Below are 22,297 nucleotides of genomic sequence, written 5' to 3'. Positions count from 1 at the left end.
CGTTAATCCTCGTTGGACTCCTCGGTTGTATCTCCTTCGGCCTCCTCGTCCTCGGCCTCGGCGGCGCGTTCCTCGCCGCGCTCGGTGAGGACCGCCTCGCCGCCCGCGGCCTCGATGGCCTCGCGGGCGTCGTCCGAGAACGCGTCCGCGTGGACGGTCAGGGCCTCGTGGACCTGACCCGCCGCGAGGACCTTCACCGCGTCGACCTCGTGGCCGTCCTCGACGACGTCGCGGACGTCGACCTCGTAGCCGTCGCCGGTCTCCTCGGCGACGCCCTCCGCGGCGAGGACGACCGCGTCCTCGTCGAGTTCGCGGACGTTGATGGTCTCGATCTGCTCCTGTACCTTCTGGGGGCGCTTGAAGCCGGACTTGCCGAGCGGCGGGTAGAGGTACTGCTCGTGCTTGTCACGGCCGGCGCGGCCGCGGCCGCCGCGGTGGCCGGCGCCCCGTCGCTTCTTGTGCGAGCCCCCGCCGTGGGTGCGGGAGCCGCGCTGTCGTCGTTTCTTGGATGTCATCGCATCGCCTCCAGCAGGGCGTCGATCTCCTCGGTCGACTGCTTGCCGAGGACCCCGCCCTCCTTGATGGGGTGCTTGATGCCGTCGTGGCCGCCACGCGGCGGGTGGAGCCGCAGCGTGGGCGAGAGCCCCTCGTCCTGGAGCTTCGTCTCCTCGTTGACGAGGGCCTCGGCCAGCGACGCGACGTCGCTGTAGTCCGTGTGCTCGGCGACCCACTCGTCGTCGATGTCGGCGTCGCCCTCGGCGGGCTCGCCGCGCCGACGGATGAGCGTCTCGACCATCTCGGTCGAGGGCTCGCCGTGGGCCACCCAGTCGTTCACCTTGTTGACCATGCCACGGTAGGTGTCCGTCTCCGGGACGAGCGTGGCGTGGTTGACGCGGTGGAGGTTGAGCATGCCGAGCGTGTCGCGCACGTCGGTGCCCTGGTTGACCTCGCCGCGGAGCTGGACGAGGGCGCGCATCACTCGCTCACCTCCCCGGGCTCGACACCGCTCTCGGCACGCAGGGCGCGGGGCCCGCGGGCCATCGCGGCGTTCTCCAGTGCGCGGAAGGTCGCCTTGCCGAGGTTCAAGGTGGTCCGGGTGTTGCCGTGGCTCTTGGTCCAGGCGTTCTCGATGCCCGCGAGTTCGAGCACGTTCCGCACCGTCTCGCTCGCGGCCAGCCCGAGCCCCTCCGGGGCCGGGATGAGCTCCACCGTCACGGAGCCGGCCTTGCCCTCGGTCTTGCGGGCCAGCGAGTGGGGCCGCTCGGATCGGTCCTCCCAGGAGCCGGCGCCGCGCTCGACCTTGATCATGTTGAGCTTCGCGATCCCGATGGCCTTCTGGATGGCACCGCCGACCTGGTCGTCACGCCCCTCGGCGTAGCCGATGTAGCCGTCGCGGTTGCCGACCGCCACCACGCACCGGAACTTCACCCGGCGCCCGGAGTCGGTCATCCGCTGGACCATGTTGATGTCCAGCACCTCGTCCTCCAGCCCCGGGAGGAGCTGGTCGACGATCTCGGGCTCCTTCAGCGGGAGCCCGGACTCGAGGGCGGTCTTCATGTCGCTGATCTCGCCCTCGGCCACCTTCCGGCCCAGTCGTGTCTGGGGTTCCCAGCCGTTACTCATTGATGTCCTCCATGATGGTTTCCCGGACCGTATCGAAGTGGTCCGGCAGCTCCGTCGCGTCGAAGTCGCCGCTGTACAGCGGCTCGTCGCGCATCTCGGCGTACTCCGCGATGTGCTCCCCGCGCGTGCGGGGCCACTCCGCGAACACGTCGTCGCTGTGCGGGATCTCCAGCCCGGCGTCGATGGCGCCCTCCTGCACCGCGAACGCCTTGTTGCCGGGCGTCGCCGTGTTGAGGCCGATGTCGAGGACGGCCTCCTCGAGCCCCGCCTCCAGCGCACGCTTGCCGGCCAGCAGGCCGGTCAGGTACGCCGCCGGCAGGTTCCCGGTGGGCGCCTCCCAGCCGAAGTCCTGCAGGTCGTTCGAGGTCGCGGATGCGACCGTGTTGTCCCCCTGTGCACCACGCACGACCAGCTGCGCCCTGGTGTGCTGGTTGCTCTTTCGAGCGACCAGCCGCGGCTTGCCGGATTTCAGCAGGCGCAACCGCTGGTGGTAGTTCGTCCTGGATTCGCGCCGACGCCGCATCGGCACCTTGTATCGTGGTCCTGTCGCCATCAGTCATCCACCTCGTAGTTGGCCCGGACGTACCGCTCCACGTCCGCGACCGAGTCGAACTCGCCGCCGCCCGCCATCCTGTACAGCTGGCGGTACTCGGCGGGGGTCAGTTCGTCGTTCTGGCGGTACTTCCGGAGCCGTCGCCGCTGGGCCCGGATCTTGCTCCGCCACTCGTCCTTCTCGTTGTTCCGACCGCCGGCCTTGCCCTTGCGGGAGCCCTGGCCCTTGCGGTGCCCGTACGCGCGCTTCTTCGCGCGCTCGCGGGCACGGCCACGGCTGTTGCCCTGCTTGGGCTCGACGCGGATGGCGCCCTCCTCGATGAGTTCACGCACGTCGTCGCGCGTGATCGCATCGGCGAGGTCCGCCTGGCGGTCCGGGTCGAACTTCACACGGTTCTTGCCGACGTCGAGGACGTCGGCGGCCAGTCGCTTCTGTGCCTTGAGGTCCGTCATTCGATCTCCACCTCCACGTAGGTCGGATTGAGGACGCGGATGCCGCGGTCCTCGGCCTCCTCCTCGATGCGCTCGCGCTTGCGGGCACCGACGGTGGAGCCGATCCGGGCGGCCTCGCGGTCCTCGTCGATACCCTCGAGGTCGTCCACGTTCATCACGCGGACCTCCTCGAAGCCCGAGGGGTGCTTGCCGCGCACCGCCTTCGGCGTCCGGAAGCCGGCCTCGACCGTGTCGCCCTTCCCCTTGATGCCCCGTCGCTGCTTCGACAGGCCACCGCGGGGACGGCGCCACGAGGTCGGCGTCCGCTTCTTCTTGTGGTAGTCCTGGCGGTAGAACTGCGGCTTGCCCACGCGCTTGCGCTGGGCCAGCAGCCGTTCCTCCTGCTCGGACAGGTCGGGCGTCTTGTCGGCGTGGCCGCGAGGTCGGAGCTCCGTCTCGACGTCCTCCTCCTCGGGGGCCTCCTCCTCGTCGGCCTCGACCTCGGCCTCGGTCTCCTCGGAGACCTCCAGGCCGCCGACGTCGGCCTTGATACGCGCGGCGAGCGCGTTGCCGATGCCGTCGACCTCCGCGAGGTCGGACTGGGAGGCCCGCTTGATGTCCTCGACCGTCTCGTAGCCCGCGCCCTCGAGGGCCGCGGCCTTCGCGTTCCCGACGCCGCTGATGTCGGTCAGGTCGGTGTACTCCTCGTCGGCCTCCGCTTCGGACTCGGACTCGGATTCCGCCGTCTCCTCGTCGTCCTCGTCGCCGAACTGGAACTCCTCGTCGTCCTCGGGCTCGTCTTCGTCCATCCGTTCGAGTTCCTCCTCGGTCTCCTCGCGGACCTGCTCGTCCTCCTGGTCGCGCGCCTGATCCTCACGACCTTGCTCGTCGTCTGCCATCAGGCGTCACCTCGGGACGGCTTGCTGGTGATGTAGACTCCGTCCTGGAAGACGCGGTTGTCCTTGTCGTTCACGCGGGTCAGCTGCTCGATGTCGGCGGCCGTCTGGCCCACCGCCTCGATGTCGCTGCCGCGGAGCCGTACCTCCTCGCCGTCCACCTCGACCTCCGTGTCGCCGCGGACGGGCGTCCGGCGGGGTGCCTTCTCGCCGAGGAAGTTCGAGATGACGACCTCGTCGCCCTCGACCTTCACCTGCATCGGGAAGTGGGAGTAGAAGACCTCCATGCTGTACTCCCAGCCCTCGGTCACCCCGTGGAACATGTTCCGCACGTGGGACTCGAACGTGCCGGCGGTGGCGTCGGTCTTCGCGTCGTCCTCTTCCGAGGTGATGACGACCTGACCGTCCTCGACGGCGACGTCGATGTCCGGGTACCAGAGCTTGCGCGTGACGCTCCCGTTGGGCCCCTCGACCGTGAGGTCGAGATGGTCCATCGAGGCGTCGACGTCCTCGGGTACGTCTAGTTCGATGCGTGTTGTCATTGTCAGTATACGTATGCGATGACCTGGCCACCGATGCCGGCCTCGCGGGCCTCGTAGTGGGACATGACCCCCTGTGAGGTGGTGACGACGAGCGCGCCGTAGTCACGGGCCGGGAGGAACCGCTTCTCCCAGCGCTCGTACTCGTCGGCGCCCGCCGAGTAGCGCGGCTTCACCGCGCCACACCGGTTGATGGCACCCTTCAGTTCGACCTCGAACTGACCGGCCTTCCCGTCGTCGACGTACTGGAAGCCGTCGACGTACCCGCGGTCGTAGAAGACCTCGAGCACGGAGCCGATCTCGTTCGAGGCGGGCTCGACCTCGTGTGTCAGGTGACCGACGCGCTCGGCGTTGTCGATGCCGGACAGCGCGGCGGCCAGTGGATCGTTTCCTGTCATCAGTTGTACTTCTCGAACCCCATGCCGCGGGCGATCTCGCGGAAGCACTGCCGGCAGAGCCAGATGTCGTACTTGCCGACCAGGCCCTGCTCGCGACCGCACCGCTGGCAGGCCTCCTGCGCGCCGGTGCGCTTCGCGGCGTTCTCGCCGGTGGGTTCCTCGTGTTCTCCTTCGGTCTCGCTCTCGCTCATTCGTTGACCTCCGCGTCGAACTCGGTCTCGACGAACGCCACCGCGTCGGCCGCATCGAGGCGGTGTCGCGGCGGGATGTCGCTCGCTGCCTTGTCGCGCTTGCGGACCCGGTAGCCCGGACGGACGAGGTTGACCGTCACGTCCAGCCCGTAGATACCGATGCTCGGGTCGTACTCCTGGCTCGGGAAGTCGGTGTGCTCCTCGACCCCGAACGAGAAGTTGCCGTACTCGTCGAACTGGTGCTCGGACAGCTCCACAAGCGGCAGCGCCGTCTCGAGGAACTCGCGGGCCAGGTCGTCGCGGAGTGTCACCTTCGCACCGATCGGGTCGCCCTCGCGGACGCCGAACGCGGCGATGGTGCCCTTCGCGGTCGTCCGAACGGGTTCCTGCCCCGCCACCTCGGCGAGGATCTCCTCGGCGTTGGCGAGCTCGCGCCCACCCTCGCCGACGCCCATGTGGACGACGACCTTCTCGATGCGCGGCTTGCGCATCTCGTGGAACTCGCCGCCCTCGGCCTCGCTACTCATCGTCGCTCACCTCCTCGGCGTCGTCGGACTCGTCGAGTTCGGCCTCGTCGGCGTCCGCCGACTGCGGGTCGTCCTCGTCGCCGCCGGTGGTGACGTCGGCGTCGGGCTCGTCGCCCTCGTCCGAGGTGAAGTTCTCGTCGATGACGACGACGTAGTCCTCGACCGTCTCGAAGCGGCCGTCGTCGCCCTCGATGAGGACGTTGTTCTTCGAGGAACCGGGCGTGACCTGGATCTCGTCGATCCGACCGATCTCGCCGGCGTGACTGCCGCGAACGGCCGTCACCAGCGCACCCTCCTCGTACGGGAAGTGCGCCACGATGGACTTGTCGTCGTTCGAGACGACGACGGAGTCGTTGGGCGAGATCTGGTCGTCACCGGTCCGGAGGGTGGCGCCGTCGTGCAGCGTGAGCTGCGTCTCGCCGCCCGCCTCGTGGGTCTTGCCGACGACCTTGCCGAGCCGCGAGCCCGCGCTCTCGGCGTCGATAGCGGTCAGCGCGAGCCGACCGCCCTCGTCGGGGAAGACGCGGTAGTGCTCGTCGCGCTCGGTGAACTCCACGATGTCGAACATCCCGATGGGACGCTCCTCGTCGGAGGCCGCCTGGCCGTTGATCAGGACGTTGTCCTGGTCGAGGGCGTAGCGGGCCTCCTTCCGGGAGTCGGCGTAGCCGAGCACGTCGCGCAGGACGATGAGCAGGGGAACCCCGCTCTCGCCGTGCGGGCCAGCGTCGGCCTTGACCGTGTAGGCGGCCGTCTTCCGCTCGACGGGCCACGACTTCGGGACGGAGAGCCGCTTCTGGTGGCGCGTCATTCGTCGCTCACCTCGTCATCGTCGCTTTCCGCTCGGTTCAGCCGCTCCTCGCGCAGGTCGTCCTCGAGGTCGAGGTCGGTCACGACGAGGTTCGACGCGTCGAGGTCACGGGGAACCTCCTCCCCGTCGGCCTTCTCGACGGTCACGTCCTCGACGTTGATGGTCGCCGACCGGAGGTCGACGTCGACGACCTCGCCGGTCTCGCCGGCGAAGTCGCCACGCTGGACCTCGACGGTGTCGCCCGCGTTGACGCGGACGGACCGCTGCCCGTACTCCTCGCGGAGGTCCTCCGAGAGGTGGGCTCGGACCTGCTTCTGCTTCTCGTGGAGCGGCGCACGTCGCTGTCGTGTCCGCTGTTTGGATGGCTGCTTGCTCATACTATCATCGTCGCGGTGGACGCGATGGAGCCGAACCGCTCGGCCACTTCGCGGGCGATGGGGCCCTTCAGTTCGGTCCCGCGGGGGTCCTCGTTCTCGTCGACGATGACCGCCGCGTTGTCCTCGAACTTGACGCGGGTGCCGTCGGGACGACGGATGGGCTTGCGCTGCCGGATGACGACGGCGGGCAGGACCTGCCGTCGCATCTCCGGGGTGCCCTTCGTGACGGAGACCGTCACCTTGTCACCCAGACCGGCCTTCGGGTGTCGGTTCTTCGCGCCGGAGTAGCCCGACACGCTGATGACCTTCAGCTCGCGGGCGCCGGTGTTGTCCGCACACCGGATGAGCGAGCCCTTCTCCAGGCCGGGCGTGACGTCGGCGTTGAGTGCCTCCATCAGGCGTCACCCTCCTCGATGTCTATCACGACGTGGCTCTTCGTCTTCGAGAGCGGTCGTGTCTCTGCGATACGGACCGTGTCGCCGACCTCTACCTCGAGGCACGGCGGGTGGTGTGCGGAGACCCGGGACCGGCGCTTCATCAGCCGGTCGTACTTCGGGACCTGCACGTCGTACTCCCGCTCGACGACGACGGTCTTGTCCATGTCTGTCGAAGCGACCTGTCCCTCGATGACCCCGCCCCGCACGGACAGTTCGCCGTGGAAGGGACAGTTGGGGTCGGCACAGGCCGCCTCAGGTTCGGTTGCGTTCAGTCCTAGCGCCATATCGAATCACCTCTATGTTCGGTCCGTCGGGCCGGCCGAGCGACGAGTCGCTCGCCCGCCACGGTCACGAACTGGTCGGCCTCCCGCGCGCCGCCGTGGCGCGCCGAGGCGTCATCGCTCGCGTCGTCGGGCAGGCGGAACTCGAACGTCGCCGCCGCCTTCGGGACCTGCCGCACGCTGGCCCCCGAAGTCCCGCTCGCGGCGCGTGGCGCCGCTGCGTCCGCACCGCCGGCGTCGCCGCTCTCGACGAGCAGCGTCCGCTCGGTCTCCTCGACCACGCGACCCGCGATACCGACGTACCCGTCGTGGGTGGCGTCGGCGACGCGGACCGGGAGGCCGGTGAGTTCGTGGCGCGGCAGGGTCTCGGGGGTCAGCATCGTCACTCGCTCTCCTCGTTCTGGATCGTCTTGATGCGGGCGATGGCCTTCCGGATCTCCGGGATCCGCCCGGGGTTGTCCGGCGCGCCACCGGCCGCCTGTACGGCCCGCGCGTTCAGGAGCTCCGTCTCGAGCTCGTCGAGCTCGGATTCGCGCTCGGCGGGCGTCATGTCGCGGATCTCCTCGACGTGCAGGATGGTCATTGCTCACCCTCCTCGTCGGGCTCGTCCTCGTCGTCCGCGGGAGCCTGTGCGCCCTCGTCGGCCTCGTCGGGCATCTGCTCCATCAGGTCGTCGGCCTCCTCCTCGACGGACTCCTCGAGCTCCTCGAGCTCGTCCTCGATCTCCTCGTCGGGCTCGACGGCCGGAGCCGGCTCCTCCTCGTCCTCGAGGACCTCCTCTTCCCCGACCTCGTCGAGGACCTCCTCCTCGACATCGGCGGCGTCGCCCTCGGTGGTCTCGGCGAGGTCCTCGGGCTCGCCCTCGCCGGCCATGCCGGCGTCCTCGGGTGCGTCGCCCTCGCCCTCGAGCAGCTCCTCGACGCTCTCGTCGGGCTCCTCGATGTAGTCCTCTACCTCGACGTCCTCGTAGACCTCGAAGTCGTCGGGGAGCTCGGCGTCGGGGCCGATGATCTTCACGTCGACACCGATGGTGCCGAGCTTCATCACCGCGACACCCTGGCCGTGGTCGACCACGGTCTCGGCGGGCTCGCCGTTGTGCTTGATGTAGCCACGGTTGAACTTCTCGACGCGCGAGCGCGCCCCCGTGACCTTCCCGCTCAGGACGATCTCGGCGCCCTTCGCGCCGGACTCCATGATGCGGTCGATGGTCGTGTGGCCGGCCTTCCGGAAGTACCAGCCACGCTCCAGGGCGTTCGCCAGCCGGTCGGCGACGATCTGCGCGTTGAGGTCCGGCTCGTCGACCTCCTGGACGTCGATCTGCGGGTCGTCCATGTCGAACCGGGACTCCAGCTCGGACGTGATCTTCCGGATGTTCTTCCCGCCCTTGCCGATGACCATCCCGGGCTTCTCGGCCTTGAGGACGATCTGGGTCCCCATCGGGGTCTGGGCGACGTCCATGCCGCCGTAGCCCGCTCGGGACAGTTCGGACTTGAAGAACTCGTCGATCTGGGTCCGTTCGAGGCCGTTCTCGATGAACTGGTGCTCGTCTGCCATTATTCGTCCTCCTCCTGGGTCAGGATCATCTCGACGTCGACCTGCGGGGTGTTCCACTCGGAGGCGCGGCCGAAGGCGCGCGGCTTACGCCCCGGGGACTCGCCCACCTTGTGGGCGGCGACGTGCATGATGGCCATGGTCTCGCCGTCGAATCCCTGGTGGTCGGCGTTGCCGATGGCGTTCTCGAGCAGGTCGAGGAAGGCCTTACTGGCCTTCTCGGGGTAGCGCCCCGCGTCCCAGCCATCGATGTCGTTGCGGTGACCGACCCCGGAGTTGTGGGACTTGAACGGGACCGAGCGCTCGCCGGCGATCACCTGTTCGAGGTAATCGACGGCGTCGCCGGCCGTCATGCCCTTGATCTCGCGGGCGATCTCCTTGCTGTGCTTGTGGCTCATGTGCCGCTCCCGGAGCATCGCTTTGGCCGTCGAGTCCGGGTCGGCGTCGACCGAGTAGCTGATTCCCATGGTTTACTTGAGGGGCACGAACTTCGAGGACCGGGTCGCGCCGATGCCGGCCTGGCCGTGTTCGACCGAGGTGCGGGTGAGGACGAACTCGCCCAGGTAGTGGCCCAGCATCTCCGGCTCGACCAGGACGCGGTCGAACTCGTGACCGTTGTACACCTCGAAGGTGAGGCCGACCATCTCGGGGACGATCGGCATGTCACGCAGGTGCGTCCGGATCGGGTCGTTGGCCGTGGCCTCCTCCTCGGCCTCGCGGGCGTCCTCGAGCAGCTTCTCCTGCTCGGTCGTCAGCCCTCGGGTGATGCTCCGCCGCTGGCGGGCGGGTAGCAGTTCGGCGACGTCCTCCAGGCTCATGTCCTGCAGCTCGTCGAGCGTGTGACCGCGGTACGTGAACTCCTCGTCCTTGTCGCGGCCGATCTGGTATTCGGAACTCATGACTTGTCTCGGCCCCCTTTGCCCCCGCGACCCGTCCGTCGCGAGGAGATGTCACCGACCTTGCGTCCCGGCGGGGCGTTCCGGGAGATGCTCTTCGGCTTGCCCGGGTGCTGGCGGCCGCCGCCACCGAACGGGTGGTCGACGGCGTTCATCGCCACACCACGGACGGTGGGGTACTTCCCACCGCGGGCACGCATCTTGTGGTACTTGTTGCCGGCCTTGACGAACGGCTTCTCCGTCCGGCCGCCGCCGGCGACCACGCCGATGGTGGCCCGACAGTCCGGGCTGAGGCGTCGGACCTCGCCGGAGGGGAGCTGGACCACGGCCGCGTTGCGGTCGTGGGTCAGCAGGTCCGCGCTGACGCCGGAGGCGCGCGCGAACTTCCCACCGTCACCGGGCTGGCGCTCGACGTTGCAGACCGGGACCCCCTCGGGGATCTCGGCCAGCGGGAGCGTGTTCCCGGGTGCCACCTCGGCGGAGACGCCGAGCTGGAGCGTGTCCCCGACGGCGATGCCCTCGGGGGCGAGCACGAGCCGGCGGTCGCCGTCCTCGAACTGGACGTCCGCGACCGGCGCCGACCGGGCAGGGTCGTGCTCGATGTCGACGACCTCCCCGGCGACCACGTCGCCGTCCTCCACCTTCCGGTGGGAGAGGTCCGCCTTGTAGCGGTGCGAGGGCGCACGGAACGTGGGGGTACCGCGCCCACGCCGCTGGCCCTGGATGCGACGCCCCATCTAGAACACCCCCACGCGGGACGCGACGTCCTGTGCGTCGTCGTCCTCGTGTAGCGTGATGGTCGCCTTCTTGTGGCCCTGCATCGTGTTCTGCGTGTTGACGTCCACGACGCGGACGTCGAAGCGGTCCTCGACGGCCGTCGCGATCTCGTCCTTGGTCGCGCCCATGTCACAGACGAACTCGAGCTTGTTCTCGAAGTCCATCTTGTTCATCGCCTTCTCCGTGACGAGCGGGTGCTTGACGACGTCGCCCGTCATCGACCGCTCACCTCCTCGATGGCGGACTCGGTGAACAGCGTCAGGCGGCCCGCGTGCGTGCCGGGCGCGAGGTCCTCGGCGTTGACCTCGTCGGCCGTCGCGACGTCGACGCCCGCGAGGTTGCGGGCGGCGCGCGACGGCTCCTCGCTGGTCACGACGAGCACGGACTTGGGCTGCTTGTACTTCCGGCCGCGGCCCTTGCCCTTGCCGGCGCGGACCTTGCGGCCCGCGTCGGCGCGCTCGACGTCACGAGCGACGCCGAGGGCCTCCAGCACGCCCAGGGCCTCCTGGGTCTTCTGCAGGTCCTCGAACTCGTCCGAGACGACGAGCGGGAACTCGACGTCGTCGTCGAAGTCGTGGCCGCGCTCGGCCACGAGGTCGCCGTCCGTGGTGGCCGCCAGCGCCGAGCGAACGGCGAGCTGGCGCTCCTTGTCGTTGATGTCGAGCGTGCGGTCCTTCTCGGCCTTCGGCGGGTGCGCCACGCGGCCGCCCACCGTCTGGGGGACGCGCTTCGCGACGCCGTTCTGCCGGGGGACGTGCGCCATCCCGCGGCCGGAGCCGGGGGACTCGGCGGGCGTCCGCAGGCCCGCGAACTCGTCGGTACCGTAGTCCTGTCGTCGGTTGGCCTGGGCGGCGAGCACGGCTCGCTTGATGAGGTCCGGTCGGTGGACCGTCTCGAACACGTCGGGCAGCTCGATGCTGCCGTCGTCCGCGCCGTCCAGGTCGCGTACTGTTGCTTCCATGATCTATCCCTGGTTGGATTCCGTGGAGACGTACCGCACCTCGGGGTCGAGGGGCGGCTGCTTCGTCGCGCGGACCGCGGGGCGGAGACGCAGGAGGCGCTTGTCCGGGCCCGGAACGGAGCCCTTGACCAGCGCGTACGGGCCGTCGACCTCGCCGTAGTTGACGAAGCCGCCGTCCGGCGCCATCTCGCCCTCGTCCAGCGCGAGGAGTCGCTTGTTCAGTTCCGTCCGCTGGGAGTAGCCCATCTGGCCCTGCTGCGGGACCGTCGAGCGGACGCGGGAGGGGTTCCACGGGCCGAGGTTGCCGATGCGTCGGCGCCACCCCTGGCGTGCGTGCTTGCCCTTCCGCTTCTGGACGCCCCAGCGCTTGACCGGGCCCTGGGTGCCCTTGCCCTTCGTGACGCCCGCGATGTCGGCGTACTCGCCGGCGCGGAAGACGTCGGTCACGTCGTGTGCGCCACCCTCCTCGAGGAGGTCCATGGCGAACTCGACGCGGTCGTCGACCGAGGGGCCGCCGACCCGCGTCTCCATGACGTCGGGCGTCGTCTTCGGGACGCTCGGGAGCTCGCCGGGGACAGTGTGCGTGATGAGGCGCACGTCGTCCACGCGGCCCTCGTCGAGGGCCGTCTGGAGGTCCGAATCGTCCATCTCGTCCGGGGCGGAGACCGCACGCGAGAGGTCGTCGTGACGGTTCTCGGCGTCGGCCCATACCTCGGTGATCGGTCGCTGTCCGTACGGCGTCGACTCGTAGGCTCGCAGGGCCGCCGCCCGGACGGGCGGCGTCTCCACGACCGTCACGGGGACGGTCTCCTCCATCCCCTCGCGGGGGGAGTCGGGTTCGTCGTTGATCATGACGACGTGCGTCATGCCGGCCTTGTAGCCGGCGAACCCCTGGATGGCAGCCTGGTCGCCGTCGTCCGGCCAGGTCGAGATGCGGGGCACCTCGCTGTCCGTCCGCGACCGGGGGCTGTAGCCCAGCGAGCCCTTGCGTGGTCTGCTCGGTTGTGGCATGTGTTGTGTTCCTCTGTCTTGCTGGTGGGCGCCTCGTGCCGGTGGGGCGAGAGGGACCTCGGTATCGTCGTCCGCCCGCGCAACAACGCGCGTGGGCGTCCCTCGTCGCACCGTGGAACTCGGCGCCCCCGAACCCCCTAGCGGGGGAGACGCAGGGGCGAGAGCGACGCGAACATCGCCTCTTCGGTTCGCACCGTCTCGCTGCCCTGGTCGGGGACCGTGTTGAGCCAGAGGTCGAACCGCGGGTCGCGCGGTTCGTTGTCGGTGGCGGCACCCGCGGTGGGTGCGCCGTCGTCGGTGTCGGTGTGGCCGGCCACGGCCACGGTACCAGTCTCACTGTGAGTTCCCTCGCGCGCAGCCCGGCTGATGGCCTCGGCGTCCTCGCCGAGGATGTCCGGGAGCCCCCGTTCGGGGGCGCCGAACGCCATCGTCCAGCCGCCGGCCGCCTCGCACTCCCCGCGAAGGGAGTCGAGCCGGGCGACGGTCAGCGGCTCGCCGAAGCGCGACGCGGCGATACGGACGCCGGCGTCGACCCGGGCGAGCTGCCGAGCGAGGCCCGCGCGTTCGACGTCGAACCCCGGCTGGGGTTCGTCGACGAGCTTCGCGCGGACCGGTTCGCGTGAGGAAACCCTGATAGTTACGCGCTCCCCCTCGCGCGGTACCTCCATTCCCGGAGGGACCGGCAGGGAGATCGGGTGTTGCAGGCCGCAATTGACCCGGACGCGCTCCTCAGGTCCGACCTCGGTCACGATGCCCTGTCTTGACGACCCCGAACCGGTAGATCCGGAGCCGGTCCGTGTACCCAGGTGGAGCGGCGGCAGCACGCCCGCGTACTCCAGTTCGCTCCGCCTGCCCCAGACCTCCTTTCGGAGGAAGGGCGCCGTGGCGGCGTACGCGAGTACGGTGTGCACGAACCCGCCGTCACCCCAGCCGGCGTCCGGTTCCCCGAGCGGATCGGGGTAGACGACCAGCCGGTCGATCCGGAAGACCGCCGCCGCGCGGGCGACGTAGCCGAGCTTGCGGGTCGCAGCCCGCTTGTCCTCGGCCTCCCGGACCAGTGACGACGGCACGAGCACGCTGCGTGTCATGCCGTGGCGCTTCCACGCCGGGCCACTAGACTGTGCCGGTCGTACCGAATCCGCGCATAAAAGGATAGTGTTTCTACGGCGCGTCTGTGGCGGTTTCGCAGGGGTTTCGCCGTGGGAACGCGTGTCGTGGTTCCGGTAAGCGGTGCCGCTAGGTGCGGTAGGATGGGGGTACCCAGTTGAGGGTGGTTCAGGTCGTCCTCGCTCGCGGAAACGGTGGGTCCGCTGACCATGGGGAACCCTGCGAAATCCTCGTCTCCTCACGACGACAGCGACGACAACGGCGACAGGAACTCCTACGAAGCCCTCGCGCTCTCAACCGGCCGCGACTCACTGCGCTCCTCGCGGTCCGGGCGTGCGGCCCCTCGCTTCGCTCGGGGCCGTTCCGAGCTTCCGCTGCGGTGCTTGCGTCGCCGGGGCCGGATTGAGAGCACTCGCCCTTCGAGTCCGCCAGGGCCCGGTTGTTCCACCGAGCGTTCGCACGTGGTGGTTCCAGCGGGCTGCAGGGTCCCCGAACCTCCCCGCGCGGGCGCAGTTGTGGCTCCGCACGGCGCTGGCGCGCCGGCTCCGCCAGTGAGGGCGCGCGCGCGCTTCCTGTCGGTGGAACCGGTAGCCGACCCAGCCGCTCGGCTGGTGCGTGCCACTCCCGCCAGTCGAACCAGCGCGCGCCGAGTGTGGATTCCTCGTCGCCAGAGATATCGTCCCGGCGGCAGAGGGCTCCAGCAAGAGCCCACAGCAACGCACCCACGTCGTCTGAGACGCAGTTTGAACGTGTAATATAGTAATATATCGATAAATACCCAGTTATCTGACGAAGACGAACAACTCACCAGATGAACGCGCTCCTCATGTGCGGCGGCCGCGGGACGCGCCTCGACAGCGCGACCGAGAAACCACTCCACGAGGTCGGCCGCCGGCCGATGCTCGACCGGGTCCGGACGGCCCTGCGGCGTGCCGAGCGCGTCTCGAGGGTCCACCTCGTCACCGCACCCGGGGCGCCCCGGACGGCCCGCCACGCCGCAGAGACCGCCGACCCACACGAGACGGTCATCGACGCGGCGGGCGAGGGGTACGTCGCCGACCTCGGCCGCGCACTCGACGACCCCCGTGTCTCGACGCCCGCCCTGACCGTCGCCGCCGACCTCCCGCTGCTGGCCGCCGACGCCGTCGACGACATCTGCAACCACTACGCCGCACTCGACCCGGAACCGACCGCCACCCCGTCGCTCACCGTCTGTGTGCCGACGGCGCTGAAGGACGCGCTCGGCGTCTCGGCCGACACCACCCGGGCACACGGCGGCCGGGAACTGGCGCCGACCGGCGTGAACGTCGTCGGGAGGGTCGCCGACGACGAGGGCGGGGGCGACGACCCCCCCAGCGGTGACCCGGACGCCGGCGAAAGCGACACGACCCCCGAGTACGACGAGCGACTGTACGTGACCCACGACGCCCGGCTGGCGGTGAACGTGAACCGGCTCGCGGACGCGGCGGTCGCCGAGCGACTCGGGGCGGAGGGTCGCTGATGGACCCACAAAGCGTCGACCGGACCGAGCGCGTCCCGCACGGCTCCAGCGACGACCCCGCGGTGCTGGACTTCAGCGCCAACATCAATCCGCGCACGCCGCCCGGGACGCGCGCGGTGTACGAGGACGCGCTCGACGCCGCGCGCTCGTACCCCCCTCGAGGGTATCCGGACTACCGCCGCGCGGCCGCGGCGTACGCCGGCTGCGAGCCGGACCGCGTGGTTCCGACCGCCGGGGGCCTGCAGGCCATCCGCCTGACGGTCGCCACCCACGTCGAACCCGGCGACAGCGTGCTCGTCCCGGCGCCCAGCTTCGGCGAGTACGCCCGCGAAATCCGGCTGCAGGGCGGTGACCCGGAGTTCGTCGCCCACGACGGACTCGTCGACGCCGACCCGTCCCCGCACGCGATGGCCGTCGTCTGCGTGCCGAACAACCCGACCGGCGACGCCCCCACGCCCGACGCGCTCCGGGCGTTCGCCCGTCGCTGTCGCGAGGCCGACACGCTCCTGCTTGCCGACGAGGCCTTCCTCGGGTTCACCGACCGCGACTCGCTCGCCGGGCGCGAGGGCGTCGTCGCGGCGCGCTCGCTCACGAAGCTGTTCGGCCTGCCGGGACTCCGCGCTGGCTTCGCGGTCGCCCGGGGGCGGGCGCTCGACCGCCTGCGGACGGCCGTGCCCGCGTGGGCGCTCGGGACGCCCGCGGCCGCCGTGGGCGCCCACGCCATGCGCGCGGACGAGTTCGTAGCGGAGACACGCGACCGCGTCGCCGCCGAACGCGACCGGATGCGCGACCGCCTCGCCGACCGCTTCGACGTCCACGACTCCGAGGCGCCCTTCCTGCTCTGCCGGCTGCGCGACGCCGATCCGGATGGGAGCGTCGACGCGCTCGCCGCGCGACTCGAAGCCGGGGGCATCGCCGTCCGGGACGCCACCACCTTCCGCGGGCTGGACCGGCACATCAGGGTCGCGGTCCGCCTGCCCGACGAGAACGACCGACTGCTGGAGGCGCTCGATGTCTGAGGGGGGACCCGACGGCGGCACGAGCGCGGGCGCCGGCGTGACGGCGACGGTCCGCGCCGACGTGTGCCGGGTCGGCGCGCCCGCCGAGTGGCACTGGCTCGTCACCGGGGGCCGTGGCGGCACGCGTCGTGCCCGCGCAGCGTACAACCTCACCGTTCCGGAGGGGTTCGGCCGTACCGACCTCGACGCCTACGCACGGGGCCGCCGCCGGGAGGCGGGCTTCGAGGACGACGGCCCGACGCTGCTGACGGGTGTCTCGATGGCCCACGCCCGCCTCGCAGTCCGGGGCCCGGTGACGGTGCTCGCGACCGGCGGGCTGTCGAACCCCGCGACGCTCCCGCTGGTCGGTGGCGACTCGTCGTCCCTCGCCGACGAGGCCGGTGCCGACGACGACCCGCCGGTCGGCACGGTCAACCTCGTCGTCGCGACCGACCGGGCGCTCGCCGAGGGGACGCTCGCGGAGCTGCTGGCGACCGCGGTGGAGGCCAAGACCGCGACGCTGCTGGCGACGACGGGGTTCACTGGTACGACCTCGGACGCCGTCGCCGTCGGATGCGACCCGGGCGGCGACCCGGCCGAGTTCGCCGGCAGCGCGACGGCCGTCGGCGCGGCGACCCGGGCCTGCGTCAGGGACGCGCTCCTGGCGAGTCTCGATGCGCGCTACGACGGCCGAGCCGGCGAGCTTCCGGATTCGGTCGCAGTGGCCGAGTACGGCGTCGTCACGGACGAGACAGCACGGGTGTTCGAGCCGGACCGGGCGGAGTGAGTCCGTCCAGCGCGTCGGCGTCGGCCGTGCCAGGACCGACGGCCGACTCGGCGGGGGTTCAAGTCACCGGCCCCCGCGCCTTCCGTCATGACGACACCCCTCCAGCGACTCGGCGGGCCGGAGCGCCTCCGCGACGGCGCGACCTGGCTGCTTGCGTTCATCGGCGCGTTCGCGACGGTCGCCGGCCTCACCGGTCGGCTCGACACGCTCACCGAGGGGAGCCTGCTCCCCGTCGGCGCCATCGCGCTGGCCGTGGTGGTGGTCACGCTCGGCCTGACCGTCCAGCGCGAGTTCGGCCTCGACCCCGACGAGGGCGGCCGCCCGGCGACCGCCGACGCGCTCGTCCTCTACCAGGCGGAGGACTGCCCCCACTGCCGGAAGGTCCGACGGCTCTGCACCCGCAACGGCATCAGCTACACCTGCCACAACCCCCGGACCGCGGGGACGATGTTCACCGACGGCACCGTTACGAACCGCGACCGCCACACCGAACTGGAGGGCTACGGCCAGGACCAGGTCCCGCTGCTGGTGGACCGCGAGCGCGGCGAGTCGCTGTACGAGAGTGATGATATTGTGGCGTACCTCGAGGAGCACTACGCCAGATAAGTATTCAAATTTGGATATTCACCCCCAAAATATTATTTTCGTACCGTAGTCGCGATATATCTCGATTAAGCCACTGCTGGCTGTGGGCCCCTCCCCCACCCACACCGACCTGACGACAGACTCCTGTTGAAAGCCCCCGCCCGCTCGACTCGGGGGCCTCGCTGCGCTCCTCGCTCCCTGCGGTCGCTGCGGTGCTTACTTCGGCCGCCTTCGTCGAGGCGGGCGGCCCCTTTCAGTCCCGCCCTGTTGCCTGTTCGGTCGAGCGACGCGCGTGGTGGTTCCAGCGGAGTGTTGGTGTCCCCACACCTCCCCGCGCTCGCGCTGGCGTGTTCCGGCACGCTCCCTGCGGTCGCGGCCTCCACAGCGGGGGCGCGAGCGCGCTTCCTAATCTCGGAACCGGCCGGCCGAGCAACCGCTCTCTGGCCGGGAGCGCGTGGCCGAGCACCGCGAGGCCCGCGCGACCTCGGGGAAGGGCAGGGCCACAGCGCCCGTGACACGTTCAATCTCCTGGTGGACTCGAAGGGCGAGCGCTCTCGACCCATCCCGGACGACGTAAGGACCGCAGGGAGCGCAGCGACCGAGGACCGCAGCGAGGCCTGGATGGTCGAGAGCGCGAGGGCTTCGTAGGTGTCTCCCTCGTCGTAACCGCCGTCGTCGTGAGAGAATCCGTTGATTCGGTAGAACGACCGGGAAACCGAAGCGTCAGTCCTCGGCCTTCGCCTCGGCCACCACGTCCTCGTCCAGCTGCACCCCCAGTCCCGGTTCGTCCGGCGCCCGGATGTACCCGTTCTCGTGCTCGAAGCCCTCCTCCAGCATGAACGACCAGACGTCCGGCGTCCACGGCGGTTCCATGGGGTACTCGCACCAGTCCGAGCCGGCGGCGGTCATCGTGTGCAGATTGGCGGCGAACCCGAGCGCGTTCGTCCAGGTGTGGGGGACGAACTTCGCGCCGAACTCCTGGGCCATCGCCGCGACCTCGACGCCCTGCTTGATGCCGGTCGCGAGCGCGGCGTCGGGCTGGAACACGTCCAGCGACTCGTGCTTGGCGAACTCGCGGAAGTGGTGGGTGTCGTTGTTGAACTCCCCGCCCGCGATGGGCACGTCCACCTTCTCCCGCAGTCGAGCGTACGCCCGGTAGTCGTGGCGCGGGAGCGGCTCCTCCAGCCACTTCACGTTGCCCACCTCCTCCAGCCCGCGGGCGAACTCGACGGCGTCCGAGAGCGACCACTTCGTCTCCTCCTCCATCACCCGCACCGCCCAGCCCTTGTTGGCGTCCACCATCAGCGGGAGGTCCGGGAAGTGGTCGCGGATCTCCTTGACCATCTCGATGTGCTCGACCTCCGTCACACGGAGCTTGACGGCCTCGAACCCCTCGTCGATCCGCGCTTCGATGTAGTCGATGCGCTCGTCGGCGGGCTTGTACTCGCCCGTCGAGGCGTAGCAGGGGATGTCCGTCGCCTCCGCACCCAGCAGTTCGTAGACGGGCTTGCCGGCGTCCTTGCCGATGATGTCCCAGAGCGCCATCTCCAGGTGCCACGGGCGCGGCCCCACCAGATTGACCGTCTCCAGCTTCTGGAGGATGCCGTCGACGTTGTGCGGGTCCTCGCCCGTCAGGAACAGCCCCAGCTGGTCGCCGTACTCCAGCCCGCCGGCGAACGAGGGGCTGGCGGCGTAGCCCGTGATCCCCTCGTCGGTCTTCACCTCGAACAGTTCGAGTTCGTGCGTGCTCTGCGGGTAGCCGGGAATCCACGTCGGGTAGAACATCCCGTCGACGGCGCCGTCGAGGTGCGTCTGCTCGATGCCGGTGATCTGCATGCGCGAGGACGGGAAGGGGGGCGAGGAATAGCTTGCGCCTGTCTTGCACGGGTCCTCTCGCCCCGTCGGTCAGTCCGCACTGACCGGCTCCGGGACGTCGTCGAACCCGGTGACGCCGGTGATCTCGAAGCGGGCACCACCGTCCTCGCTCTCGGTGACCTGGACCTCCCAGCCGTGGGCGTCGGCGACCGTCTCGACGATGGACAGCCCGAAGCCGCTCCCCGTCTCCCGGGTGGTGTAGCCGTAATCGAACACCTGCTCGCGCTCGTCCTGGGGGATGCCGGGGCCGTCGTCGGCGACGTAGAACCCGTCCGGCATCCGACCCACCGTCACGGTCACCCCCGGGTCCTGCTGGACCGCGTTGGCGAAGAGGTTCTCCAGCAGCTGCACCAGCCGGTCCGCGTCCGCCGGAACGGTGTCACTCGCACTGACCGCCAGCGTGGCGTCCTGGGACTCGATGCTCTGCCAGGCCCGCTCGGCGACCTCCGGGAGCGACACCGCGCTCGTCGACTCGACCAGCCGCCCCCGGCGACCGAGCGCGAGCAGGTCCTCGACGAGCCGACTCATCCGGTCGGATGCCTGCTCGATGCGGTCGAAGTGGGCGGGGTCGCCGGACTCGCGGGCCAGCTCGGTGTAGCCGTCGATGACGTTCAGCGGGTTCCGGAGGTCGTGTGCGGCGGCGGCGGCGAACTCCTCCAGCTGTTCGTTCTGCTTGCGGAGCCGGCGGAGGTGGTGTCGGCGGGCGGTCACGTCCGTCAGCAGCAGGACCGTCGCGGGGGGCCCCTCGCGACCGGCGTCGATGGCGGTCGACAGCGGCACCTGCGCCCGGTCGCTCCCGGCGACGCCCCCGCGGTCGAGCGGGATGGCCCGGACGCGGTACCACCGGCGCTTCCCGTCCTGGACGATGTCGACGACGCCCTCGCCGCCGTCCGCGGTCTGGACGCCACGCCGTGCGGCATCCACCACGGGCCCCGGGAGCGCGGCGGCGGCCGCCTCGCCGACGGGCGCCTCCACCCGGAGGATGGCACGGGCAGCGGGGTTCGCGTCCACGATCCGTCCGCCCTCGATGACGACGACCCCGTCGTCGAGCGCCTCGACCACCGCGTTCCGGGCGATGGGGGTCACGTCGACGAGGCGGGCCCGGAACACCGCGACGCCGAGGCAGGTCACGCCCGCAGCCAGCCCGACCGGCGTGAGGTCGATGTCGGGGAACGGGGTGAGCCCGACCAGGAACGCGGCGTTCGTCGCCCACGCCACGAACACCCCCAGGATGAGGCCGGCCGCCTGCGCCCGGTACAGCCGTCGTCGGCTCACCCCGAACGCCACCAGGAGCGCCGACGCGACCGCGAGCAGGCCGTAGCTGTAGGCCGTGTGGACCCAGAACCACGGCCCGGCCTCGGCCGTGATCGTCGACAGCGACCCCACGGCGGCGGCGCCCATCGAGCGGTAGAACAGTCCGTGGAGCGGGTTCGTGGCCAGCACCAGCACGGTCGTCGCCGGGAGGACCGACAGGAGCGCCACCGTGTTCGCGGTGACGTAGCGCTCGCGGTCGGTGTAGCGGAGGGTGAAGGTCAGGAGGGCGACCGGGACGCCGGCGACGCCGACGAAGGCGGCGACGGTCAGGGCGAACTGGGCGGTGCCGTCGACGAACAGCCGAAGCAGGTAGGCACCCGACCAGCAGATGAGTCCCCCCATCGTCGCCGCGAACGCCCGGGCTGTCGGCGAATCCCGCCGGGTACGGAGGGCATACCCCAGCAACAGCGCTGGGAGGGCCGTCGCCACGGCGTACAGCAGCGAGACACTCGCCGCTGTCGAATCGACCATCTCTCGGTCGGAACTGAGGGGTCAGTCAGTTTATACCTAGTGACCACTTTCGCCGCCCGAAACCGCTCCGTCACTCAGAACCGGACGTACTGTGCGTGGACGGTGCCGTCGAGGTCGAGGACGTTCTCCGGATCGACGAAGCCGCCCTCGATGGCCGTCTCGACGGCCTGCTCCCCGACGAGGTTCGCCGTCGAGGCGCGGGCCAGCGCCGCCAGCACCGTCTCGTCGTCGGCGACCTCGCCGCCGTAGAACTCCTCGGTCACGGTGAGCGACACGCGGCCGTTCGCGTACGACTCGCCCAGCGTCGCCTCGTCACAGACCGCCACGATGGTTCCCTCCGGCGTCTCCCGCTCGTTCAGGAGGAGCGTCATTCGTCCAGGCGCTCGCGGTCGCGCTCGTCCTCGGCCGGTTCACTCCCGCTCGGCTCGCTCGCGAACTCCTCTGCGAGTTCCTCGGCCAGCCCGCCGCCGGGGCCGCCGGGAGCCTCACCACCGGCGCCGCCCGGGGCCTGCCCGCCACCGGCCGCCCCGCCAGGAGCACCGCCCGTCGCACCGCCGCGGCCGTGCTCGTCGACGAGGTCCTGCTCGGCCTGCTTGCGCAGTTCCTCGGCCTCGGAGGCGACCTCCTCGGCACGGTCGTACTGGCCGAGTTCGTCGAGCGCGCGGGCCTTCTCCTCCAGGATCTCCGTGTTCCGGAAGCCCAGCCGGAGCGCGTTGTCGAACGCGTTGAGCGCGTCCTCGGCGAGGCCCCGCTCCAGCAGGAAGAACCCGCGATTGTACCACGCCTGGGCGAAGCGCGGGTCGAGTTCGACGGCCTTCTCGGCGTGTTCGAGCGCCTGCTCGCCCTGGCCGGCCTCGTACAGCGCGTACGCCAGGTTCGTCTGCGCGCTGGCGGCGTGGTCGTTGTCGCCGTCGATGCGGAGCGCCTCCCGGTGCGAGCCGATGGCCTGGTCCCACTCCTCCAGTTCGGCGTGGGCGACACCCTTGTTCACCCAGGCCTCCTGTTCGAGGCGCTCGTCGTCGGTGAAACGGGCGACACGCTCGAACGCGTCGGCGGCCTGCTCGTGGCGGTTGATGCGCATGTACGAGAGGCCCACGTCGAGCAGGTCGTCGGCGTCGACCTGGTCGGCGCCGACCTGCCGGTCGTCGAGCGTGTCGGCCACGACCCGGGAGTCGACGGGGTCGACCTTGCCGGCGTCCACCTTCAGCTCCGGCGGTTCGAGATCGAACCCCTCCTCGTACGGGTCACCGAACCCCTGGCCGCCGGAGAACTCGTGGCTACCACCGCCGGCCGCCGGGGCGTCCTCGTCGTCACCGCCGCCCTCGTCCTCCTGGCCCGGGGGGACGGGCGGCGTGGCGTCCTCCGGCGCCGTCGCCTCCTCCTGGTCGTCGTCGGTCATTAC

The 22,297-nt window shown here is 70.3% G+C and carries 32 protein-coding genes; 4 read left to right on the top strand and 28 right to left on the bottom strand.

Annotated elements, in window-relative coordinates:
• Positions 1-2: 2 nt before the first annotated feature.
• From P2T62_RS05095 to P2T62_RS04980, 24 genes are all read right to left on the bottom strand, one after another.
• Positions 3-515 (bottom strand): uL15m family ribosomal protein, encoded by a 513-nt coding sequence (locus P2T62_RS05095; protein WP_276260403.1) that lies wholly within the window; start codon positions 513-515, stop codon positions 3-5.
• Positions 512-976 (bottom strand): 50S ribosomal protein L30, encoded by a 465-nt coding sequence (locus P2T62_RS05090; protein ID WP_276260402.1) that lies wholly within the window; start codon positions 974-976, stop codon positions 512-514. Before P2T62_RS05090 ends, P2T62_RS05095 begins: the two co-directional genes overlap by 4 nt.
• Positions 976-1,623 (bottom strand): 30S ribosomal protein S5, encoded by a 648-nt coding sequence (locus P2T62_RS05085; protein WP_276260401.1) that lies wholly within the window; start codon positions 1,621-1,623, stop codon positions 976-978. Before P2T62_RS05085 ends, P2T62_RS05090 begins: the two co-directional genes overlap by 1 nt.
• Entirely contained in the window at positions 1,616-2,176 is a 561-nt protein-coding gene (locus P2T62_RS05080; protein ID WP_276260400.1) for a 50S ribosomal protein L18, read from the bottom strand. Before P2T62_RS05080 ends, P2T62_RS05085 begins: the two co-directional genes overlap by 8 nt.
• The gene (locus tag P2T62_RS05075) at positions 2,176-2,628 is read right to left on the bottom strand and encodes a 50S ribosomal protein L19e (protein WP_276260399.1); all 453 of its coding nucleotides are present in this window, start codon (positions 2,626-2,628) and stop codon (positions 2,176-2,178) included. Before P2T62_RS05075 ends, P2T62_RS05080 begins: the two co-directional genes overlap by 1 nt.
• A complete protein-coding gene (locus P2T62_RS05070) occupies positions 2,625-3,416 on the bottom strand; it encodes a 50S ribosomal protein L32e (RefSeq protein WP_420028437.1) in 792 nt (263 codons plus the stop codon). The genes P2T62_RS05075 and P2T62_RS05070 overlap by 4 nt, the downstream gene beginning before the upstream one ends.
• Before the next feature lie 89 nt (positions 3,417-3,505).
• On the bottom strand, positions 3,506-4,045 hold the full coding sequence (locus tag P2T62_RS05065; RefSeq protein WP_276260397.1) for a 50S ribosomal protein L6: 540 nt from the start codon (positions 4,043-4,045) through the stop codon (positions 3,506-3,508).
• A gap of 2 nt (positions 4,046-4,047) precedes the next feature.
• On the bottom strand, positions 4,048-4,440 hold the full coding sequence (locus P2T62_RS05060) for a 30S ribosomal protein S8 (protein WP_276260396.1): 393 nt from the start codon (positions 4,438-4,440) through the stop codon (positions 4,048-4,050).
• Positions 4,440-4,631, bottom strand: a complete 192-nt coding sequence (locus P2T62_RS05055) for a 30S ribosomal protein S14 (protein ID WP_254823335.1) — start codon at positions 4,629-4,631, stop codon at positions 4,440-4,442. The genes P2T62_RS05060 and P2T62_RS05055 overlap by 1 nt, the downstream gene beginning before the upstream one ends.
• Positions 4,628-5,158, bottom strand: coding sequence for a 50S ribosomal protein L5 (locus P2T62_RS05050; RefSeq protein WP_276260395.1), 531 nt, complete (start codon positions 5,156-5,158; stop codon positions 4,628-4,630). The genes P2T62_RS05055 and P2T62_RS05050 overlap by 4 nt, the downstream gene beginning before the upstream one ends.
• Positions 5,151-5,966 carry a 30S ribosomal protein S4e gene (locus P2T62_RS05045; RefSeq protein ID WP_276260394.1) on the bottom strand — a complete coding sequence of 272 codons (816 nt, stop codon included), beginning with the start codon at positions 5,964-5,966 and terminating at the stop codon, positions 5,151-5,153. Before P2T62_RS05045 ends, P2T62_RS05050 begins: the two co-directional genes overlap by 8 nt.
• Positions 5,963-6,343, bottom strand: coding sequence for a 50S ribosomal protein L24 (gene rplX / locus P2T62_RS05040; RefSeq protein ID WP_276260393.1), 381 nt, complete (start codon positions 6,341-6,343; stop codon positions 5,963-5,965). The genes P2T62_RS05045 and rplX overlap by 4 nt, the downstream gene beginning before the upstream one ends.
• Positions 6,340-6,738 (bottom strand): 50S ribosomal protein L14, encoded by a 399-nt coding sequence (locus P2T62_RS05035; RefSeq protein ID WP_276260392.1) that lies wholly within the window; start codon positions 6,736-6,738, stop codon positions 6,340-6,342. Before P2T62_RS05035 ends, rplX begins: the two co-directional genes overlap by 4 nt.
• Positions 6,738-7,064, bottom strand: a complete 327-nt coding sequence (locus P2T62_RS05030; RefSeq protein ID WP_276260391.1) for a 30S ribosomal protein S17 — start codon at positions 7,062-7,064, stop codon at positions 6,738-6,740. Before P2T62_RS05030 ends, P2T62_RS05035 begins: the two co-directional genes overlap by 1 nt.
• Positions 7,055-7,441 (bottom strand): ribonuclease P protein component 1, encoded by a 387-nt coding sequence (locus tag P2T62_RS05025; RefSeq protein WP_420028436.1) that lies wholly within the window; start codon positions 7,439-7,441, stop codon positions 7,055-7,057. Before P2T62_RS05025 ends, P2T62_RS05030 begins: the two co-directional genes overlap by 10 nt.
• A gap of 2 nt (positions 7,442-7,443) precedes the next feature.
• Positions 7,444-7,644 (bottom strand): 50S ribosomal protein L29, encoded by a 201-nt coding sequence (rpmC, locus tag P2T62_RS05020; protein ID WP_276260389.1) that lies wholly within the window; start codon positions 7,642-7,644, stop codon positions 7,444-7,446.
• The gene (locus tag P2T62_RS05015) at positions 7,641-8,615 is read right to left on the bottom strand and encodes a 30S ribosomal protein S3 (protein ID WP_276260388.1); all 975 of its coding nucleotides are present in this window, start codon (positions 8,613-8,615) and stop codon (positions 7,641-7,643) included. Before P2T62_RS05015 ends, rpmC begins: the two co-directional genes overlap by 4 nt.
• Positions 8,615-9,079: a 50S ribosomal protein L22 gene (locus P2T62_RS05010; RefSeq protein ID WP_276260387.1), complete on the bottom strand. Its 465-nt coding sequence runs from the start codon at positions 9,077-9,079 to the stop codon at positions 8,615-8,617. The genes P2T62_RS05015 and P2T62_RS05010 overlap by 1 nt, the downstream gene beginning before the upstream one ends.
• A 3-nt stretch (positions 9,080-9,082) precedes the next feature.
• Entirely contained in the window at positions 9,083-9,511 is a 429-nt protein-coding gene (locus P2T62_RS05005) for a 30S ribosomal protein S19 (RefSeq protein ID WP_276260386.1), read from the bottom strand.
• Positions 9,508-10,245 carry a 50S ribosomal protein L2 gene (locus tag P2T62_RS05000; RefSeq protein ID WP_276260385.1) on the bottom strand — a complete coding sequence of 246 codons (738 nt, stop codon included), beginning with the start codon at positions 10,243-10,245 and terminating at the stop codon, positions 9,508-9,510. Before P2T62_RS05000 ends, P2T62_RS05005 begins: the two co-directional genes overlap by 4 nt.
• The gene (locus P2T62_RS04995) at positions 10,246-10,503 is read right to left on the bottom strand and encodes a 50S ribosomal protein L23 (protein WP_276260384.1); all 258 of its coding nucleotides are present in this window, start codon (positions 10,501-10,503) and stop codon (positions 10,246-10,248) included.
• Positions 10,500-11,246, bottom strand: a complete 747-nt coding sequence (gene rpl4p, locus P2T62_RS04990; protein ID WP_276260383.1) for a 50S ribosomal protein L4 — start codon at positions 11,244-11,246, stop codon at positions 10,500-10,502. The genes P2T62_RS04995 and rpl4p overlap by 4 nt, the downstream gene beginning before the upstream one ends.
• Positions 11,247-11,249: 3 nt before the next feature.
• Positions 11,250-12,257, bottom strand: a complete 1,008-nt coding sequence (locus P2T62_RS04985; RefSeq protein WP_276260382.1) for a 50S ribosomal protein L3 — start codon at positions 12,255-12,257, stop codon at positions 11,250-11,252.
• Between the two features lie 137 nt (positions 12,258-12,394).
• A complete protein-coding gene (locus P2T62_RS04980; RefSeq protein WP_276260381.1) occupies positions 12,395-13,345 on the bottom strand; it encodes an RNA methyltransferase in 951 nt (316 codons plus the stop codon).
• Positions 13,346-14,175: 830 nt separating this feature from the next.
• Between P2T62_RS04980 and P2T62_RS04975 the strand changes: the two genes are divergently transcribed.
• The 4 genes from P2T62_RS04975 (at position 14,176) to P2T62_RS04960 (ending at position 17,256) form a co-directional block, all read left to right on the top strand.
• Complete coding sequence (locus tag P2T62_RS04975; RefSeq protein WP_420028411.1) at positions 14,176-14,865, top strand: NTP transferase domain-containing protein; 690 nt, start codon at positions 14,176-14,178, stop codon at positions 14,863-14,865.
• A complete protein-coding gene (locus P2T62_RS04970; protein ID WP_276260380.1) occupies positions 14,865-15,884 on the top strand; it encodes a threonine-phosphate decarboxylase in 1,020 nt (339 codons plus the stop codon). The genes P2T62_RS04975 and P2T62_RS04970 overlap by 1 nt, the downstream gene beginning before the upstream one ends.
• Complete coding sequence (locus P2T62_RS04965) at positions 15,877-16,650, top strand: adenosylcobinamide amidohydrolase (protein WP_276260379.1); 774 nt, start codon at positions 15,877-15,879, stop codon at positions 16,648-16,650. The genes P2T62_RS04970 and P2T62_RS04965 overlap by 8 nt, the downstream gene beginning before the upstream one ends.
• Before the next feature lie 87 nt (positions 16,651-16,737).
• A complete protein-coding gene (locus P2T62_RS04960) occupies positions 16,738-17,256 on the top strand; it encodes a glutathione S-transferase N-terminal domain-containing protein (RefSeq protein ID WP_276260378.1) in 519 nt (172 codons plus the stop codon).
• A 702-nt stretch (positions 17,257-17,958) separates the two neighbouring features.
• On the opposite strand, the gene P2T62_RS04955 is transcribed toward P2T62_RS04960, so the two are convergent.
• From P2T62_RS04955 to P2T62_RS04940, 4 genes are all read right to left on the bottom strand, one after another.
• A complete protein-coding gene (locus P2T62_RS04955; protein WP_276260377.1) occupies positions 17,959-19,071 on the bottom strand; it encodes a mandelate racemase/muconate lactonizing enzyme family protein in 1,113 nt (370 codons plus the stop codon).
• Between the two features lie 69 nt (positions 19,072-19,140).
• Complete coding sequence (locus P2T62_RS04950; RefSeq protein WP_276260376.1) at positions 19,141-20,895, bottom strand: sensor histidine kinase; 1,755 nt, start codon at positions 20,893-20,895, stop codon at positions 19,141-19,143.
• A gap of 74 nt (positions 20,896-20,969) precedes the next feature.
• On the bottom strand, positions 20,970-21,266 hold the full coding sequence (locus tag P2T62_RS04945) for a DUF424 domain-containing protein (protein ID WP_276260375.1): 297 nt from the start codon (positions 21,264-21,266) through the stop codon (positions 20,970-20,972).
• Positions 21,263-22,294, bottom strand: coding sequence for a tetratricopeptide repeat protein (locus tag P2T62_RS04940; protein WP_420028410.1), 1,032 nt, complete (start codon positions 22,292-22,294; stop codon positions 21,263-21,265). The genes P2T62_RS04945 and P2T62_RS04940 overlap by 4 nt, the downstream gene beginning before the upstream one ends.
• Positions 22,295-22,297 lie beyond the last annotated feature (3 nt).

Source organism: Haloglomus litoreum, assembly GCF_029338515.1.
Taxonomy (GTDB): domain Archaea; phylum Halobacteriota; class Halobacteria; order Halobacteriales; family Haloarculaceae; genus Haloglomus; species Haloglomus litoreum.
The sequence above is the reverse complement of the archived record's forward strand: the minus strand, read 5'-3'. Positions and strand labels throughout refer to the sequence as shown.